Annotated in this window: 17 protein-coding genes; 7 read left to right on the top strand and 10 right to left on the bottom strand. The window is 32.7% G+C overall.

Translation table 11 applies throughout. The annotated features are described in order from the left end of the window. Window positions 1–4: 4 nt before the first annotated feature. The gene (locus AAFP94_RS02550) at window positions 5–805 is read right to left on the bottom strand and encodes a ComF family protein (RefSeq protein ID WP_316660687.1); all 801 of its coding nucleotides are present in this window, start codon (window positions 803–805) and stop codon (window positions 5–7) included. Here AAFP94_RS02550 and AAFP94_RS02545 point away from each other — a divergent pair. Continuing rightward, window positions 804–2,348 carry a glycine--tRNA ligase gene (locus AAFP94_RS02545; RefSeq protein WP_316660688.1) on the top strand — a complete coding sequence of 515 codons (1,545 nt, stop codon included), beginning with the start codon at window positions 804–806 and terminating at the stop codon, window positions 2,346–2,348. The two genes, AAFP94_RS02550 and AAFP94_RS02545, sit on opposite strands and share 2 nt — an antisense overlap. A gap of 171 nt (window positions 2,349–2,519) precedes the next feature. Here the strand turns inward: AAFP94_RS02545 and AAFP94_RS02540 are convergent, their stop codons facing one another. Next, entirely contained in the window at window positions 2,520–5,954 is a 3,435-nt protein-coding gene (locus AAFP94_RS02540; protein WP_316660690.1) for a hypothetical protein, read from the bottom strand. Window positions 5,955–6,075: 121 nt separating this feature from the next. Between AAFP94_RS02540 and AAFP94_RS02535 the strand changes: the two genes are divergently transcribed. From AAFP94_RS02535 to AAFP94_RS02525, 3 genes are all read left to right on the top strand, one after another. Then, window positions 6,076–6,837 carry an exodeoxyribonuclease III gene (locus AAFP94_RS02535; protein ID WP_316660691.1) on the top strand — a complete coding sequence of 254 codons (762 nt, stop codon included), beginning with the start codon at window positions 6,076–6,078 and terminating at the stop codon, window positions 6,835–6,837. Between the two features lie 23 nt (window positions 6,838–6,860). Further along, window positions 6,861–7,817 carry an OmpA family protein gene (locus tag AAFP94_RS02530; RefSeq protein WP_316660692.1) on the top strand — a complete coding sequence of 319 codons (957 nt, stop codon included), beginning with the start codon at window positions 6,861–6,863 and terminating at the stop codon, window positions 7,815–7,817. A gap of 109 nt (window positions 7,818–7,926) precedes the next feature. Next, the gene (locus AAFP94_RS02525; RefSeq protein WP_316660693.1) at window positions 7,927–8,964 is read left to right on the top strand and encodes an aldo/keto reductase; all 1,038 of its coding nucleotides are present in this window, start codon (window positions 7,927–7,929) and stop codon (window positions 8,962–8,964) included. Between the two features lie 18 nt (window positions 8,965–8,982). Here AAFP94_RS02525 and ppk2 (AAFP94_RS02520) read toward each other — a convergent pair whose 3' ends face one another. From ppk2 (AAFP94_RS02520) to AAFP94_RS02500, 5 genes are all read right to left on the bottom strand, one after another. Beyond that, a complete protein-coding gene (ppk2, locus tag AAFP94_RS02520; protein ID WP_316660695.1) occupies window positions 8,983–9,774 on the bottom strand; it encodes a polyphosphate kinase 2 in 792 nt (263 codons plus the stop codon). Between the two features lie 2 nt (window positions 9,775–9,776). After that, entirely contained in the window at window positions 9,777–10,625 is an 849-nt protein-coding gene (gene ppk2 / locus AAFP94_RS02515; protein WP_316660697.1) for a polyphosphate kinase 2, read from the bottom strand. A gap of 57 nt (window positions 10,626–10,682) precedes the next feature. Next, complete coding sequence (gene aat, locus AAFP94_RS02510; RefSeq protein ID WP_316660699.1) at window positions 10,683–11,309, bottom strand: leucyl/phenylalanyl-tRNA--protein transferase; 627 nt, start codon at window positions 11,307–11,309, stop codon at window positions 10,683–10,685. 92 nt (window positions 11,310–11,401) lie between these two features. Beyond that, complete coding sequence (locus AAFP94_RS02505) at window positions 11,402–11,779, bottom strand: DUF3127 domain-containing protein (protein ID WP_316660700.1); 378 nt, start codon at window positions 11,777–11,779, stop codon at window positions 11,402–11,404. A gap of 17 nt (window positions 11,780–11,796) precedes the next feature. After that, window positions 11,797–12,666, bottom strand: coding sequence for a flavin reductase family protein (locus AAFP94_RS02500; protein WP_316660701.1), 870 nt, complete (start codon window positions 12,664–12,666; stop codon window positions 11,797–11,799). A 118-nt stretch (window positions 12,667–12,784) separates the two neighbouring features. Here AAFP94_RS02500 and AAFP94_RS02495 point away from each other — a divergent pair, with 118 nt between their 5' ends. After that, entirely contained in the window at window positions 12,785–13,939 is a 1,155-nt protein-coding gene (locus tag AAFP94_RS02495; protein WP_316660702.1) for a sensor histidine kinase, read from the top strand. 7 nt (window positions 13,940–13,946) lie between these two features. Continuing rightward, the gene (locus AAFP94_RS02490) at window positions 13,947–14,294 is read left to right on the top strand and encodes a hypothetical protein (RefSeq protein ID WP_316660703.1); all 348 of its coding nucleotides are present in this window, start codon (window positions 13,947–13,949) and stop codon (window positions 14,292–14,294) included. Here AAFP94_RS02490 and AAFP94_RS02485 read toward each other — a convergent pair. Together AAFP94_RS02485 and greA are read right to left on the bottom strand one after the other, a co-directional pair. Continuing rightward, window positions 14,291–14,680, bottom strand: coding sequence for an HIT family protein (locus tag AAFP94_RS02485; protein WP_316660705.1), 390 nt, complete (start codon window positions 14,678–14,680; stop codon window positions 14,291–14,293). The genes AAFP94_RS02490 and AAFP94_RS02485 overlap by 4 nt on opposite strands. Before the next feature lie 3 nt (window positions 14,681–14,683). Next, window positions 14,684–15,157: a transcription elongation factor GreA gene (gene greA / locus AAFP94_RS02480; RefSeq protein WP_316660707.1), complete on the bottom strand. Its 474-nt coding sequence runs from the start codon at window positions 15,155–15,157 to the stop codon at window positions 14,684–14,686. Between the two features lie 164 nt (window positions 15,158–15,321). Between greA and AAFP94_RS02475 the strand changes: the two genes are divergently transcribed. After that, window positions 15,322–15,753, top strand: a complete 432-nt coding sequence (locus AAFP94_RS02475; protein WP_316660709.1) for a Rieske (2Fe-2S) protein — start codon at window positions 15,322–15,324, stop codon at window positions 15,751–15,753. Here AAFP94_RS02475 and AAFP94_RS02470 read toward each other — a convergent pair. Then, window positions 15,750–17,990 carry a TonB-dependent receptor gene (locus AAFP94_RS02470; protein WP_316660710.1) on the bottom strand — a complete coding sequence of 747 codons (2,241 nt, stop codon included), beginning with the start codon at window positions 17,988–17,990 and terminating at the stop codon, window positions 15,750–15,752. The genes AAFP94_RS02475 and AAFP94_RS02470 overlap by 4 nt on opposite strands. Window positions 17,991–18,032 lie beyond the last annotated feature (42 nt).

Here is an 18,032-nt window from a genome sequence, read left to right as displayed (position 1 = left end):
AAACTTAATTCGCAATTGCCATAGAGGCAACACTTATTTTTAAACCGTTTGCTTGATTGAGTACATTAACACAAGACTCAATTGTAGCTCCTGTGGTAATAATATCATCAACTAAAAGAATATGCTTACCTCCAATAAGATGTTTGTTTTGAATGCTAAAAACTTCATTACTATTGCTCCAACGTGCAAAACGACCTTTAAATACTTGAGATTCAGTATCAGAAATTTTTATAAGCACATTATCCAAATATTCGCAATTTAAAGCATCAGCAATATGTTTACCAAATTTAGCAACTTGATTATAACCTCTTTTTTTTAACTTCTTTTTATGTAAAGGCACAGGTATTACAGCTTCTATAAAGTTATAATTTTCAATAGTTTTTAATTCTTCGCCTAGCCAATCTCCTAGAAAGATACCAATATCTTCATAACCTCTATATTTTAAATTATGTAATAGTTGTTGAACAATATCCTTTTTTCTAAAGCGCAATAAAGCTGTTGCCTGCTCAATTTTTACACGCCCGTAAAAAATCTTTAAGACAAAATCATCTCCCGAATGGTGAAAGTTAGTAACTGGCAGATCGTGCCTGCAATCGGTACAAACATATTTTTCATTATCAGTTAGAAGGGTGTTACAAGAGTAGCAAACTTTTGGGAAGAATAAATCAATCAGATTTTTTGCTGTTTGTAACATATTAATCAATAATAATGTTCTAAAAATAGGTAATTTAGCCACATCAGAAAAATGAATAATATTTATTAATCCACTCCATTTGTTTGAAGTGGTTTTATATTTTTGCAGCATGGCAAATAATGATGATCAATTTAAGAAGGTAATTTCTCATGCAAAGGAATATGGTTATGTATTTCAAAGCAGCGAAATTTACGACGGCTTGAGTGCAGTTTATGATTATGCACAAAATGGGGTCGAGTTAAAAAAGAATATACGAGATTATTGGTGGAAAGCCATGGTACAAATGCACGACAATATAGTTGGTATAGATGCAGCTATCTTTATGCATCCAACCACTTGGAAAGCTTCAGGCCATGTCGACGCATTTAATGATCCTTTAATTGACAACAAAGATTCTAAAAAGCGGTATCGTGCAGACGTTTTAATCGAAGATTATTGTGCAAAGATTGAAGCCAAGATCAATAAAGAAATTGCAAAAGCAGCAAAACGTTTTGGCGATACTTTTAATGAAAAGGAATTTGTTTCTACTAATCAAAGAGTTTTAGGTTATCAAGAAAAAATAGACAATACACTGGCAAGGATGGGTAAGTCTTTGGAGAATGAAGATTTAGCCGATGTCAAAGCTCTTATTGAGGAACTGGAAATTTCAGATCCGTTGACTGGAAGCCGAAATTGGACAGACGTAAAACAGTTCAACTTAATGTTTGGCACCAAGCTAGGAGCTTCTGCTGAAAGCGCTATGGATTTGTATTTACGCCCAGAAACTGCTCAAGGTATTTTCGTTAATTTCTTAAATGTGCAGAAAACAGGACGCATGAAAATTCCTTTTGGTATTGCACAAACAGGTAAAGCCTTTAGAAACGAAATTGTTGCCAGACAATTCATATTCAGGATGCGAGAGTTTGAGCAAATGGAAATGCAATTTTTCATTAAACCAGGAACGCAAGGCGAATGGTATGAATATTGGAAAGAAACTCGCTTAAAGTGGCACAAATCACTTGGCTCGGGAGACGAAAATTATCGTTTTCATGACCACGATAAATTAGCACATTATGCGGATGCGGCATGCGATATTGAATTTAAATTCCCTTTTGGATTTAAAGAGTTAGAAGGTATTCATTCAAGAACTGATTTTGATTTAAGTCAGCATGAAAAATATTCCGGAAAGAAATTACAATATTTCGATCCAGAAGAAAACAAAAGCTACGTACCTTATGTATTGGAAACGTCTATTGGTTTAGACAGAATGTTTTTGGCTGTATTTTCAAATTCATTAGTAGAGGAAGAATTAGATAACAATACCACACGTACCGTCTTAAAATTACCAGCAGTTTTAGCTCCAACCAAAGCAGCCATTTTACCATTGGTTAAAAAGGATGGATTACCAGAAATAGCACGTAAGATTGTTGAAGAACTTAAATGGGATTTTAATATAGATTATGATGAAAAAGATGCAGTAGGAAGACGTTACAGAAGACAAGACGCCAATGGAACACCTTTCTGTATTACGGTTGACCATGATACATTAGAAGACAACACGGTAACCATACGTTATCGTGATACCATGGAACAAAATCGAGTGAAAATTGATGATCTTCGTGACATCATCAAACAAGAAGTTGATGTCAAACATTGGTTGATGAAAATAAAGTAAAAACTACGGTTTTTCCGTAACAAAAAATAATAAATAGCTTGTACATTTACCTTAAATCCCTCGAACGGAAATTATTAGCACTGTAAAATATGATTATGTTATGGACTGCATAATTTCCAAATTTAAGCCAAGATAGAAGCCCTGACTTAATAAAGTTTGGGCTTTTGAATTTCAGAAATAAGCTTTTAATTGAACTGTTCCTGTATGAATGGTTTTACTGGTTTCGGTTTTTCGTCCAAGATAAGACAGGTTTAAATCTAAAAACTTGGTTATTTTCTTTTGAGCTAATATGCTCCAAGTAAAATTTTTACCTGGCTGTAAACCTTCCATCATTTGGTAACCAACTGGCGAGTTTGGGTTGCCAACGTAATCATTCGAAAAGTAATTAAATTCACCATTTATGGCACCTTTTTGATTATTTGAGAACGCAAACGAAGCACCATACTTTTGTTGTTTTAATGTTTCCATATTACCAATGGTATTGTCTTTGCTGGTATTTTGATAATAGACATCAAACCGAGTATTGTCATTTAAAAGATATGATAGCTTGGGATTAAAATTCACTTCGTCTATAGTGTAATTCTTCGAGGTGTAATTTTCGCTAATACTTTCATTTACATTCAATGCAGATTTCAAATTAATAAGCCAATTTGTAGCAAGCTTGTGGTTAAAATGAATCTGATGACTTTTTAAATTATTCTCAATAGATCCAATAGATAACTGGTTTCTTGATCGGTTGTTAAGATATGTATAAGAGGTTGTAAAATGTTGCTTACCTCGATTAAAAAAAAGTACATTCCTAAAATTAAGTTGTAAACCTAACTGATTTTCTTCATCGTCATTAAAGGGATTTAGATTAAAATTATCTCCATCTCTTTTTGTTTTTCTATCAATTAAGTATGAAGCTTGATTATAAAAGTGAGACCAGAATTTCTTTGCTTTGTTTTCTTCTACGGACCATTGCGAAGGATTTATAGTGATAATCTGGCTCAATTTGTTTTGATGCGTTTTTATAAACACACGATTGGGCAACAAAACCCTTATGTATTTGCCTTGATCCTGAAATTGGGCAATTTCAAATTCTTCAAGTTCCTGAATATTATTGTTGTTGTAATCTATCCATGTATAGGCACCTTGGCCTGGTTCAACTTCTACGTAGGTAAAATCTTGTTGTGGCAATGTCCCAGAACTGGTTTCAAAAACAGTATTCCATTGTAAAATCTGATTGAAAAAGTTCTGTGAATATATTAATCTTGAGTTTAATGAGTTTTCATTCTCAATGGTTTCATCTTCATATTTTAAAGTTCTATAATTTACATAAATAGACAAATTGGTTTGATTGTTTTGAATAATTCGAGAATCTAAATACAATGTGTTTGATGAGTTAACTTTCTGTAATTGGTTATTTTTAATACTATCATTAACTCTATTTTTATATCCAATTTCTGCAAATACTTTCGTGCTATCACCAACACCTGTAAATACCTCATAAGATTTAAAACGTTGACTTAAAGGAGTAATTTCGTTGGTTGCAATGATTCTTTCTTCGTTATCTTCAACAGAAAGTTTAGTTCCAATCCATGCTTTTTTGAAGTTGTAAACAAAACGATTGTATGTTCTAAAGAACGATGAAGTGGTTGTGTTTGATTTTGAGTTTAAAATGCTCGAATTAGATAATATTTGAAAATTATTTAAATTCAAGTTTGCCAAAAAGACGTGTCTGCTGCCATTGAAATTTTGTGAAAAATCAAGATGTTCAAATTGATATTTAACAATTCCCTTTTCGAGATGAAATAGTTGTAAACCGGAAGTTAAAAATGTTTGATTTCCAAAATTACCAATAATTTGATTTCCTGGTGGAGCTTGCAAATTCCAATCACGATTAAATTCTGTATTATATAATCCTTGAATATTTCTAAAGTTTTCCTGAATGAAATCTGTGTCAAAGTAGGCATTTAAATTCCATAAACTATCTTTTTTAATAATATCTTGCTCTACTTTTAATTTAGCCGCAAAGCCATCATTATCATCATCATCAATATTAGAAAATAGATTTAAATCATTTTTACTTCCAGCAATTTCAAAATTAATATTGGTTTTTTGAGTAGGCTGATATTGTCCATTTAAAATGGCAATTTGGAGTTTTGTAGGTGCAACCAATTGTATAATGGGTTCATAGTTTCCTTGCGGCACACCACCAACAGGTTCTACATATTCAAAGATATTGTTGATAGCATTGATGTTACTTAAAACATAATGACCTTGATTGTTACCAACTTGAGTAAAAGTAACAGCGTATAATTCGTCATCTGGATTGTTTGAGAACACGAAGGCTTCAACACCATTTATAAGTTCTTTTCGGTATAAAATTCGGTTTTCATTGTAGACTTCTGGCGTACCCGAAGGAGCAACCATTAGACTTCTGTCGTCACCAGCATTTGAAAGAATTTCTACTTGTTCTTCAGATAAATTTTGTTGTAACGGCTGATTTTTAGCATCATTTTCTGAATATACCGAAACACCTATTTTTAGCTTTTCGCTTTCAAATTGCCCACCACCATAAACTAGTAACCTAGAATAATTGCGTTCACTATACTGGTAATCTACTGTAATTCGCATTTCCGATGTAATTGGAAATGTTGAATTGAAAATAATTTCTCCAGCATTGTAATCGATAATATAATCATTGTTTTCACCTCGTTCGAGAGCTACACCATTTACATAGACGGTTTCACTACCAGAAACAATTAACACATAAAGTTCTCCATTTGCACCTTGTAGTTTATATGGTCCTTGATTGCCTTCTTGTGCTGTAAACTGACTTTGACTGAACTGACCTCGAACTAGAGAACCAGAGGCGAAAAGATTTTTTTTTGTATGGTCGCCACCTAAATTTGCACTTATGGATAAACCTTGAACACGTTTAGAGAATTGACCAAAATGCGAAAAGTTATTTGCTAGATCAATGTCTCCAGCTCTAATAGACCAATCATCACTAAAGAGTTCTATAAAAACTTGATCGAATTCATCCAGGCGTTGCGAATAACCGCTCTCCTGTAATGGAATATTGGCATCTTGAATAGAAGCTCTTAATGACACTTTTTCATTTAGTTTTCCAGTAATCTGTAAATCCAATTCGCTATTTAATACAGAGTTCTGATTGTTACCTATGGTCACACCTCTAGAAATGCTTCCAGAAGTTGTTAAACCATCAAAAGGGGTGTAATTTTGTTTGGTATTGGGTTGTGAAAGTCTGTATAATTTTTGTTGATTACTTGTCCTTTCAACAATAATATCTTCATCTAATTGTTGATAGATCTTGGTTAAAAATTCAGGATATCGTAAATAATCTATAATTATGGAGTCTGTTGTTATGGGTTTTTTGAAAGTCAAAACCGCCTTACCAAAATCAATAGAATAAAAAGTAGAATCTATTACTATATTCTCTTTCGTTTTGACTAAAAATGAACTTGAATTTATACTAACACTATCAATAACGATAGAATCTTTAACTGCTACTTTTTTAGCTCTATAGTTAGATAATTCGTTTTGTGACAATGCACAATAACCAATTAAAGAAATAAATAGTGTCAGTAGGAATTTCATTAGATATTAAACTACAATAAGCTTAAATTATTTTGTTAATAGTTTTCGTTAAATCTCCCATAAAATAATAGTGTAAAAGTAACCTATTATTTATTTTAGCTAAAAATACTTAAAAAGCACATTGAAGATAATATCATACAACGTAAACGGAATTCGTGCAGCAATAAACAAAGGCTTTATGAATTGGTTAAAAAGCGCAAATCCTGATGTCATTTGTTTACAGGAAATCAAAGCACTTAAAGAACAATTAGATTTGGATGTTTTTGAAGAAGCAGGTTACAAATACCATTATTGGTTCTCTGCACAAAAAAAGGGATATAGTGGAGTTGCTATTTTAAGTAAGATAGAACCCAACCATATAGAATATGGCACTGGCATTAAATCTATGGATTATGAAGGGCGTAATCTTCGGGCAGACTTCAATGGCGTTTCCGTAATGAGTATGTATTTACCATCAGGAACCAATGACGCGCGCTTACTACATAAGTTTGAATACATGGATATGATTCATGACTATTTAAATGATTTAAGAACCCAAATACCAAACTTAATTGTTTGTGGTGATTTTAATATTTGCCATGAAGAAATAGATATTCATAATCCTAAAATGAAAGGCGTGTCAGGGTTTCTCCCTGAAGAACGCGAGTGGCTAGGCAACTTTATAAACAGTGGCTTCATAGATTCATTTCGTTACCTCAATAAAGAATCTCAACAATACAGCTGGTGGAGTTATCGCGCAAATGCCAGAGCCAATAATAAAGGCTGGCGATTGGACTACGCAATGGTAGCTGAACCTTTACAAGAAAATATAAAAAGAGCCGTTATATTATCCGAAGCAAACCATAGTGACCATTGTCCAATTCTGGTAGAAATTGATAAATAAACCCAAACATAAACAAACTTAAAATGAAAAAACACCTCTCAATTCTTTTAGTCTCAATTTTAATTACGTCGTGCGTTTCGCCAAAAGTGTATAAAGATTTAGAAGCTAAATATGATAATTTAAAACAGGAGAACAAAAAACTCATAGACGAAAATGATGCTCTTTTGGCTGCTAAAACCAAAAATGAAAATGAATTAAAAAAACTTCAAGCAGATTATGACAAAACCTTGCAACAACGTGACAAATTACAAGCAGATTACAATGCAACTAAAGTGAATTACGATAATTTAAAAGCATCTTATGACGCATTAGAAGAGAATAGTTCAGCAGCAATTGCAGAAAATTCTAAAAAGAACAGAGAGCTATTGGCACAATTAGAAGCCAAAGAACAAGCACTTGCAGACGAGAATGCACGATTAGAGAAACTTAAAAAGGAACTTGAAGATCGTTCCAATCGTGTGTCAGAATTAGAAAGTGTTATTGCTGCTAAAGACGCTGCTATGACGCAATTAAAAGATGCTATTTCAAGAGCATTAACCGATTTTGAAGGTAAAGGCTTAACGGTTGAGCAGCGCGATGGTAAAGTATATGTCTCAATGGAGAACAAATTGCTATTTGAATCAGGAAGTTGGGCAGTTGGCACAGAAGGTAGGAGAGCAGTGCAACAGTTAGGAACTGTGTTGGCCGATAATCCAGACATCAATGTATTAATAGAAGGTCATACAGATAATGTGCCATACAAAGGAAACGGTCAAGTAAGTGGTAACTGGGATTTATCAACAAAAAGAGCTACAGCCATTGTAAATATTTTGAGCGAAAATTCAAGTATTAATCCTGAAAGTTTAACAGCGGCTGGACGCGGAGAATTTTCACCAATTGCAACCAATGATACCGCCGAAGGAAAAGCAAAGAACAGACGCATTGAAGTTATCTTAACACCAAAGCTAGATGAAATTACTAAATTGCTCAATGACATATAAATTTGTCATTCCCGCGAAGGCAAGAATCTACTAGCATTTTGAGTTTAAAAGGTTTTTACTTTTATAGACCAGTCAAAACTATAATTAATCTAGCAGTCAAATAATCTAAATGAAATACACAACACTTCCAAACACCAATATTAAAGTTAGTAAGATTTGTTTAGGCTCCATGACTTGGGGCAATCAAAATACAGAAGCAGAAGGTCACGCACAACTTGATTATGCTTTTGAACGCGGCGTCAACTTTATTGATACTGCCGAGTTATATCCTGTTCCTGCCGAGGCTAAAACCCAAGGTAGAACCAGTGAAATTATTGGGACTTGGCTTCAAAAAACTCGGATAAGAGATAAAGTTATAATTGCATCCAAAATTGCTGGAAACGGAGATTACACATCTCATATTCGTAAAACCGGATTTAGTCCAGAGGCTATCCAAGAAGCCGTTCATAAAGAATTAAAAAGGTTGCAAACAGATTATATTGATTTATACCAGCTACATTGGCCTGAACGGGATACCAATACATTTGGGGTTAGAGATTATAAACATAATCCAAACGATGAATGGAAAGACAACTTTAAGGATATATTAGAAACTTTAGATGGATTGATTAAAGCAGGTAAGATTCACCATATAGGAATTTCTAATGAAAAGGCTTGGGGTACTATGCGTTATCTTGAAGAATCTAAAGCCCATAATTTACCAAGAGTTTCTACCATTCAAAATGCATATTCTTTATTAAATAGGTTGTTTGAAGGTGATATGGCCGAATTGGCAATTAGAGAGAATATTGGATTATTGGCGTATTCGCCTTTAGGTTGTGGTGTGCTTACCGGGAAATACATAAAAGGTATTGAAGCTAAAAATTCTCGATTAAATCTCTTTCCTAGATTTTCAAGATATAGTAGTCAACAATCAACCAATGCAACTAAACAATATTTAAAGCTTGCTGAAGATCACAATCTGACATTAACTCAAATGGCTTTGGCTTTTATTAATCAACAGCCATTTGTAACGAGTAATATTATTGGAGCTACCAATCTTACTCAACTTAAAGAAAATATAGATAGTATTCACGTAGAATTAAGTGAAGAATTACTTAAAAAAATAAATGTGATTCATGCCGAAATACCAAATCCTGCACCTTAAATTCTCCTGTTTAGGAGATTAATGAAACGACAAATCTAAATCCTTCTTTTTATAAGGTATTGTTTTTAAAACATGATTAATAGACTCTACTCTTGCTTGAGTTTTTCTATTGGCTTTAATGATTATCCATGGGGCAATTTGAGTGTTAGTTTTTTCAAACATCAAAGTTTTGTATTTTGAATATTCATCCCAAAGCGATTGTGCTTTTTGGTCAACCTTACTGAACTTCCATTTTTTTAGTGGGCTAGCCTTTATTTCTCTAAATCGTTTTGCTTGTTCAGCTTTAGAAATAGAAAAATAGAATTTAATCAACTGAATACCAGATTCTATAATCATGCGTTCAAACTCATTAACCTGATTCATAAAAACATCATATTCTCCTTGAGTACAAAATCCGTTTACAGGCTCAACTACAGCTCTGTTGTACCAACTCCTATCAAAAAAAACCATTTTACCTTCTTGTGGTAATTGGTTAATGTAACGCTGAAAATACCATTGCCCTTTCTCTTCTTCTGTAGGCTTGGGTAATGCAACAACCCTAAATTCTCTTGGGTTAAGATGTTCTGTTATTCTTCTAATAGCACCACCTTTTCCAGCAGCATCACGACCTTCAAAAATAACGACCACTTTTTGATTATTTTCTACAACCCATTGTTGTAAATGAATGAGTTCTACTTGAAGTTGTTTTAATCGGTCTTCAAAATTGACATTACGCAACGTCTTAGAAACACTCGCGTTTTCATATAGTAAAAACTGCTTTATCCCTTTTTTTCTATTTAAACTCTTCAATGCTTTTGGAGAAAGTTTCATAATCAATCTAAATGTTTTATCAGTCTGTGATAGCGTTGTACAATGTTTGGGTCTGGAAAAACGGTTAATCCTGAAGATTCTTTTCCGTCATAGTCAAAATGGGACAGCACATAACGTATACTTTCTAGTCTTGCTTGTCTTTTATCATTTGATTCAACAATAATCCAAGGACTAAATGTGGTGTGCGATTTGCTAAACATTTGTTCTTTATAATATGTGTAATCATCCCATCTTCGCTGACCTTCTTTGTCAACCACACTAAATTTCCATTGTTTAAGAGGGTTTTTTAATCTTGAATTAAAACGATTTAATTGTTCTTCTTTAGAAATTGAAAACCAAAATTTTATAATATCAATCCCATCTTCATAGAGCATGTGTTCAAATTCTGGAACTTGAACCATAAACTTGTCGTATTCCTCTTTACTACAGAAACCCATAACGGGTTCCACTACTGCTCGATTATACCAACTTCTATCAAAGAAAACAATTTCTCCAGGATTTGGCAGTTCTTTAATATATCGTCTAAAATACCATTGACCCTTTTCTACAACTGTTGGTTTTGTAAGAGCAACTATTCGCATGGAACGAGGATTAAGATGCTCTACAAATCTTCTAATCGTTCCTCCTTTGCCTGCTGCATCTCGGCCTTCAAAGATAATGCATACACGTTTATTATTTTTAGCAACCCATTGCTGCAAATCTACTAACTCTGCCTGAAGTTTTAGAAGCTGCTGTTCGTAATTTACAGTATATAAAATGTCTTCCAGTTGACTTGGATCGAGTTTAGATTTTAAAATCGAAATGAACTCTTCTTTATTTTCATGCTTTTCAAAATCTTCTGCTGTTAGCATCTTTTTAGTTTTAGTTAACAATATCTTATTTTTTTTAATATATAAACATGACAATTATCAATTTAATAAATTTAAAAACATTGCTCTCGAAATGTTTTCAGCCCCTAAACTTTCAAGATGTTTTGTATATACTTGACAGTCGATAAGTTTATAATTATTATTTTGAATGAAGTTTATAAAACCTACTTTACTTGCATTTGGCTCTATTGTAAACATACTTTCCCCACAAAATACGCCATTATTTAAATCTATTCCATAGAAACCAGCAACTAGATTTTTTTCTTTCCAGACTTCAACAGATTTGGCATAGTTTAACTTATGTAAAGTTATATAAGCTTCTATCATAATGTCTGTTATCCAAGTGTTGTGCTGCCCTTCTCTTTTTACAGAAGCACATTGATGTATTACGGTACGAAATGCCTTATTGATTGTAATGGAATAATTACTATTTCTCAATACTTGCTTCATGCTTTTTGAAATCTTCAATTTTTCTGGAAATAGAACAAATCTCGGATCTGGAGACCACCATAATATAACTTCGTCTTTGTTGAACCATGGAAAGATCCCATGGCGATAGGCCATTAAAAGGCGTTCGGGTGACAAATCTCCACCCAAAGCCAACAATCCGTATTTGTTTGCAGAAGTTACATCAGGAAACTTTAATTCTTTGGTCAGAAATTGCATGTTATAAAATTAATAAACCTTAATGACATATTAAATCATTAAGGTTTATTATAATAGCTGCTTTGATAAGCTCAAGATACCATTTTGGTATGTTAAAATGGTAGATCGTCGTGGTCTTCTTCGTTCAAATCGCCTGCTGGCTCAAATGCATCAGCTGGTGGAATAGGAGGCATATCTGTACTAGTAGAATCCTTTTGTAAACTTTCTATTCTCCATCCTTGAATAGAATTGAAATATTTTGTTTCTCCTTGAGGATTCACCCATTCACGCCCCCTTAAGTTTATGTTTATTTTTACTTGTTGCCCAACTTGGTAGCTGTCTAACAAATCGGTTTTATCTTGTACAAACTCCACCATAATATGTTGTGGGTACTGCTCTTCTGTAGTGATAACTACTTCTCTTTTTCTAAATCCATTGGCGCCAAACGCTTGGGTTTCACCGATAACCTTAATTTTTCCTTGTATTTCCATTTAATCTAATTTACTGTTTATGATAATAATATTTTCCATGCACTACTTACATCTCCAAAACTTAAATAGTTTTTTGCTAATTTATGTTTTTCTTTAATAGACAACTCTTTAATATTGGGATGATTCTCTGAAACATCTTTTATAAACAAATCTATTTCATTTTGAGTTGGTAAAGCTTCTACGTTACCAAGCATCCCTAGATCATTTCCTGAAAGTGTGTAGCTGTTCCTTACTTTTTCGGGCATGTTATCAACTCCAATTCCAAGCGTTGAAATAGGTTTGGGAATTTCAAAAAAACCTTTCTTTGCTCTGGTATAAAAGCTACCGCCTGATCTGGCTACCAAATCCAACTTAACTTGGTTTATCGTTTCATCTTCTTCTAAAACTTCTTTTGAAATATGTAATTTTAGTACTTCACAAATAATTAAATTTCCAGCACCACCTTCATTACCTAATTTGATAATGTCATTCACTTTACATTCAAATTGGACTGGAGATTCTGCAACACGAAATGGTTTCACAATATCAGATTTTAACATACTTAATCCTGCTTTTTCAAACTCGTTTATGCCTTCAGGATATTCTGTACTGGAAAGTGAAGCTTGTTGAACCAAGTCGTAATTTACGACATTTATAACGACCTCTTTTGTTTCAAGAACATTTTCTAATGTATGCTTGGTCGAATTATCACGCACACGACGCGCAGGTGAAAAGATCATAATTGGAGGATTAGCACTGAAGACATTAAAAAAGCTAAATGGAGACAAATTTGGTCTGCCTTGACCATCAATGGTACTCGCAAAAGCTATCGGTCTTGGTGCCACAGAGCTCAACAAATAGCTATGCAATTTTGCAGTAGATATATCTTTAGGATCTATTGAAATCATGAAGCTTATAATTTAGGCAAATGTAATTATTCTAGTAATGAACTAAAAACTATTTGAAACCTTGTAATACAATATTATTAACAGATTTACATTATATTACATACATAAATTAGTGTTCATGATTTTTACAAAGCATAGAAACTTTTTCAGGTGGTTTATTGTTGTTGCATCATTTGCAATTGTTTCTTTAATACTCTGGAACACCTATGTGTTTTTTCAAAATTTTAAAGCAGAAGAAAGATTGAAAATGAAAAATTGGTCTTTTGCACAAACGGATATACTAAATGCATCCAATTTAGAAGGTGATATTGGGGAATTACCATTACAAGTTATTAGAAGCAACACCACTACACCTATGATTTTGGTAGACCAAAACGGAGAAATACAGGTCAATAATATTAACACTGAAAAGACAAATGACACAGCATATATAAATAAATTGATTGTTAAGTTTTCTAATGAAAACAACCCTATTGAGATGCGTTTTCAAGATGATGTATTAGCGACCTTATATTATGGCAATTCTCCACTACTTAATAAACTAAAGTATTATCCTTTAGCATTATTGTTAATCATATTATTATTTGGTACAGTTGTTTATTTATTTTATAGAAGTTCCAAAAATGCAACCGAAAACAAGTTATGGTCTGGTATGGCAAAAGAAACCGCACATCAAATAGGAACACCTTTATCTTCACTGGTAGGATGGACAGAAATTTTGAAGAGCGAAAAAATTAATCCTGAATATATTACCGAAATTGAAAAAGATATCAATAGATTACAAACTATTACTGAAAGATTTAGCAAAATTGGCTCTATTCCAAAATTACAAAAAGCAGATATTGTTGCTGAAACACTGGATTCGGTAGATTATTTAAAATCCCGTTCATCTAAACTTATAGAATTTAAAATTACATCTCCGGAGAATCCTATTTATGTGAATTTAAACTCTCAATTATATAGCTGGACCATTGAAAACTTGGTGAAAAATGCTATTGATGCCATGAAGGGCAAGGGTAAAATTACGATTGAAATCATACCTTCAAATTCTGATATAAAAATTAATGTTGCTGATACGGGAAAAGGGATTCAAAAAAACAAGTTTAATACCATTTTTGACCCTGGATATACTAGTAAAAAAAGAGGTTGGGGTTTGGGTTTATCACTTGCCAAACGTATCATTGAAGACTTTCATAACGGTAAAATTAAAGTGCTTCATTCTGAAGTAAAAAAAGGGACAACTATTCAAATTTCTTTAAAATTAGTATCTTAACGATCCCATGTCGGAAAATTGGATTACCATAAAAGAAGTACAACTGAACAATAACTGTCCTGAATGTTATAACAACAGTGGTCTGCATTTAACATTCAAACAGAAATTTATTGAAACACGTTTTTACAAATCTATTTCTAATGAAGTAAGTCATGAAATGACTTGTAAAACATGCAACACTACCATCTATCCTGTACGTTGGAAAAAAGATATAGAGCGCGTTTTTGAATACCATCTAAAGGCATTTGAACCCAAATCATCTTCAGTAAAACTAAAGAAAATAGCTTGGGTTGTTATTGCAATAATAAGTCTAGTCATTATTACTGTAATAGTATTATCTGTTATGTCTATTTAAAGCTCATTTTGAATAGCTTGGGCAGTAGCTTCAAACTCTTCAGGAGTCATTTTTACCTTCGAGATAAAACGAGCATCTTCCATGGAGTTTAAGGGAATTAAATGTACATGTGTATGAGGCACTTCAAGACCAATAACAGATATACCAACTCTTTTACAAGGGATTGCTTTTTCAATGGCTACTGCTACTTTTCTTGAAAAACTCATTAAACCATTATAAGTGATCTCGTCTAAATCGAAGATTTTGTCTATTTCCTTTTTTGGAATACAGAGCGTATGTCCTTTAGCATTAGGGTTTACATCCAAAAACGCTAAAAAATTATCTGTCTCTGCTACTTTGTAGCAAGGAATTTCGCCATTTACTATTCTTGTAAAGATTGAAGCCATTGGTTATCTAGAAATCTCTAAAATTTCAAATTTTAAAACGCCATTTGGTACTTGTACTTCGGCAATTTCTCCAACAGACTTACCAAGTAAACCTTTTCCAATGGGTGAATTTACAGATATTTTGCCAGAAGCTAAATCTGCTTCACCATCTGCCACTAAAGTATAATTCATTTCCATTCCATTGGTTTGGTTCTTTATCTTAACTTTAGAAAGCACCAATACTTTAGACTTATCTAATTGAGATTCGTCAATTAATCTTGCATTAGACAAAACTTCTTCCAATTTAGAAATTTTCATTTCTAACATGCCTTGGGCTTCTTTTGCTGCATCGTATTCTGCATTTTCGCTTAAGTCTCCTTTATCTCTAGCCTCTGCAATGGCTTGAGATGCTTTAGGGCGTTCTATATCTCTTAACTGGTTAAGTTCTTCTCTTAACTTTTTTAATCCTTCTGCTGTGTAATATGATACTTTACTCATAACGTCATCGTTTAGTTAAATAAAGAATCCGAAATTCACTTAGACAAACTCAGTACAAGCGTTCGGAATAAAAAAATCCCGCTAACACGAGATTGTAATGCAAATATACAAAATATTTATATGAAAGCACTTTTTATTGTAAATTGCACCTTATAAAAAATGATATGAAAAAGATTTTTTTAATTACAATTGCTTACTTCTTTTTAACATCTTGTAGTAATAGTGATGATGCCAATAACAACTGTAATTTCCTGCCTAATATTGGTGTGAATCGTACTATAGAATTAAATCTTCCTCAATACAATCAGCTTAACTTCCCAAGTAATCCAGTACCTATTCCTGATGAAGGTGTTCGAGGTATTATAGTTACAAATACAGGCACAGGATTTGTAGCATTTGATGCTGCAGACCCAAATCATGTACTTTCTACATGTTCAACTTTAGTCATATCTGGACTTGAAGGCACTTGCAGTTGTGATGACCAAAACCAATACAGCTTGTTTACTGGTCAGCCTTTAAATAACTCTGCCTTACGCTGTGGTTTAAAAGCCTATCGTGTTGAACAAAGTGGTAATACACTTTTTATTTCTAATTAAAATTTTAAAGTAGCTCCTAACAGAAAATTTGTACTGGCCTGTGGATAATATCCAGCACCTTCTATGGTTGTGATTTGATTAGGATCTGACCATGTATCATCATAGGTGAAATAGTACCCATTAGATGCATATTTTTCTCCAAAAATATTATTAATCAATCCAGAAAAAACTATTGATTTAAAGATTGAGTTCGTTTGTATTTTATAAGTAACATTAAGGTCATTCACAAAATAAGTTTTTAATTTAGAAACTTCAGAATCTGTGTTTCCCATATATTGTTCTCCAACATATTTACTTAAAAATGAAGCTTGAAAGTTTTCATTTGGTTTAAATACTAATGCATTGGCAGCCACAATTTCTGGCGAAAATGAAATGTTTGTTTTGCCTAGATTTACCAAATTTCCATCAAGCGATGTAACAGTTTTCTTATTCTTATTGGAACTTATAGTAAAATTAGGTTGAACTGAAAATTTATTTGAGAGTGCGATTGTGGCCTCGACTTCTAACCCTAATCTATAACTTTCACCACTATTTGTTCTAATAGGATTGCCAACATTATCAATTTGACCTGTTAGCACTAGTTGTTCGTTATACAACATATAATATGCATTAACATTGAATCTGAATTTTTCTGAAAGATGTCTAAAGCCTAATTCAAAATCATTGAGTTGTTCTGGCTTGACTGTTTCGTTGTTTTCAAAATCATCTCTGTTTGGTTCTCTGTTAGCTCTTGCATAAGAAAAGTACAGATTGCTATTGTTGTTCAATTTATATGTTATTCCAGCTTTGGGATTAAAGAAGTTGTAGTTTTCGTTAACATTAAAAGGAATTCTATCTGATGTTTCACCAGTAGTTTTATAATCTACATTTCTATACTGCAAATCACCATATAAACTTACCTTATCATTGATTTTAAAAGTAGCTTTTGAGAATATACTGAAATCTTTTTTCTTTCCGTTTCCATCATAATAGTGGTCTCTTACTTCACTATTGCTTGCATATTCTGCCCAAATGATTTCGCCAAAATGGTCGCCAACATAAGTACTGTATGATGTTCCAAATGTTATGTTTAAAGCATCATTTTTAAAATTGGTGTTTGCATTAAAAACATAGAAGACATTATCTAACCATCTGCGTCTAATTAAATCTGTAGTATTGATGGTTTCGGCTCCAAGAATTATTTCTTCTAAATTATAATCTGCAAAATCTTCATCTTCTTTGTATTGTTCAAAATAACCACGACCATAGGTATAATTTAACCCAATGTTTGTTGACCAATTGTTATTGTAACGTTGATTCCAATGCAATTGATAATGGTCTTGATTGTAATTATCTACTTCATTATCATAAAATTGAATATTTCCTTGATTATCTGTATACATACCAGCTGAATTGAAAGTTCTGTTGGTTTTTAAAGTTTCTGCATCAATACCATTCCATGCTTGATATGTAACTTCTTTTCCGCCAAATGTGATAGCTTTTATTAAGGTATTATCATTAACATAAGACCCTTGTAAAAAATAAGATTTTAAATCTGAAGAGGCTCTATCTATATAACCATCTGATTTTATTTTTGACAAACGCCCGGCAATTTCAAAATGCTCGTTGAGCAATCCTGTACTAAATTTTAGAGTGTGTTTCCAAGTATTATAACTTCCGAATGAATTTGAGATTTCTGCATTTACATTTTCTGAAATAGCGTCTGTTAGCACATTAATACTTGCTCCAAACGCACCTGAACCGTTGGTTGATGTACCAACACCTCTTTGCAATTGCATACTCTCTACCGAAGAAGCAAAATCTCCTAGATTAACCCAATAGGTTCCTAAAGACTCTGCATCGTTGTATGGGATTCCGTTGATGGTAATATTGGTAGATTGTGCGTTAACGCCTCTAACTCTAATACCAGTATAACCAACTCCTGCACCAGCATCACTTGTGGTAACTACAGATGGTAAATAATTTAGTAGTACAGGGATATCTTGTCCAAGGTTTCTATTTTCAATTTTCTCTTTATCTATGTTAGAATGTGTAATTGGTGAAGTAGCGTCTACACGAATTGCTTTTACGAGAACTTCGTCTAATTTTTCAACAATGATTGAATCCTGTTGTTTTTCCTGTGCCTCAACAAATGAGAAGATAAAAAGTACCAATAGAATTAAAATAGATTTCTGGTTATCTTTAAAAAAGCTCAAGATAGCACGCAGGAATAGCAAAAATTTGAATAAAAATTTCATTCGAAAAAATAAATTTAATCGAATAAAAAGAGGTAATTATTC

It is taken from the genome of Gilvirhabdus luticola (assembly GCF_040117515.1).
GTDB classification, from domain to species: domain Bacteria; phylum Bacteroidota; class Bacteroidia; order Flavobacteriales; family Flavobacteriaceae; genus Gilvirhabdus; species Gilvirhabdus luticola.
Note: the sequence above shows the minus strand (reverse complement) of the source record. Positions and strands in the feature narration are given on the sequence as shown.

Bases quoted from the DNA above. Each gene is read 5' to 3' on its own strand.
- AAFP94_RS02545 (WP_316660688.1), top strand. From the start codon at position 804: ATGGCAAATAATGATGATCAATTTAAGAAGGTAATTTCTCATGCAAAG.
- AAFP94_RS02525 (WP_316660693.1), top strand. From the start codon at position 7,927: ATGAAATACACAACACTTCCAAACACCAATATTAAAGTTAGTAAGATT.
- AAFP94_RS02505 (WP_316660700.1), bottom strand. From the start codon at position 11,779: ATGGAAATACAAGGAAAAATTAAGGTTATCGGTGAAACCCAAGCGTTT.
- AAFP94_RS02490 (WP_316660703.1), top strand. From the start codon at position 13,947: ATGTCGGAAAATTGGATTACCATAAAAGAAGTACAACTGAACAATAAC.
- AAFP94_RS02550 (WP_316660687.1), bottom strand. From the start codon at position 805: ATGCTGCAAAAATATAAAACCACTTCAAACAAATGGAGTGGATTAATA.
- AAFP94_RS02540 (WP_316660690.1), bottom strand. From the start codon at position 5,954: ATGAAATTCCTACTGACACTATTTATTTCTTTAATTGGTTATTGTGCA.
- AAFP94_RS02530 (WP_316660692.1), top strand. From the start codon at position 6,861: ATGAAAAAACACCTCTCAATTCTTTTAGTCTCAATTTTAATTACGTCG.
- ppk2 (WP_316660695.1), bottom strand. From the start codon at position 9,774: ATGAAACTTTCTCCAAAAGCATTGAAGAGTTTAAATAGAAAAAAAGGG.
- AAFP94_RS02500 (WP_316660701.1), bottom strand. From the start codon at position 12,666: ATGATTTCAATAGATCCTAAAGATATATCTACTGCAAAATTGCATAGC.
- AAFP94_RS02475 (WP_316660709.1), top strand. From the start codon at position 15,322: ATGAAAAAGATTTTTTTAATTACAATTGCTTACTTCTTTTTAACATCT.
- ppk2 (WP_316660697.1), bottom strand. From the start codon at position 10,625: ATGCTAACAGCAGAAGATTTTGAAAAGCATGAAAATAAAGAAGAGTTC.
- greA (WP_316660707.1), bottom strand. From the start codon at position 15,157: ATGAGTAAAGTATCATATTACACAGCAGAAGGATTAAAAAAGTTAAGA.
- AAFP94_RS02470 (WP_316660710.1), bottom strand. From the start codon at position 17,990: ATGAAATTTTTATTCAAATTTTTGCTATTCCTGCGTGCTATCTTGAGC.
- AAFP94_RS02495 (WP_316660702.1), top strand. From the start codon at position 12,785: ATGATTTTTACAAAGCATAGAAACTTTTTCAGGTGGTTTATTGTTGTT.
- AAFP94_RS02485 (WP_316660705.1), bottom strand. From the start codon at position 14,680: ATGGCTTCAATCTTTACAAGAATAGTAAATGGCGAAATTCCTTGCTAC.
- aat (WP_316660699.1), bottom strand. From the start codon at position 11,309: ATGCAATTTCTGACCAAAGAATTAAAGTTTCCTGATGTAACTTCTGCA.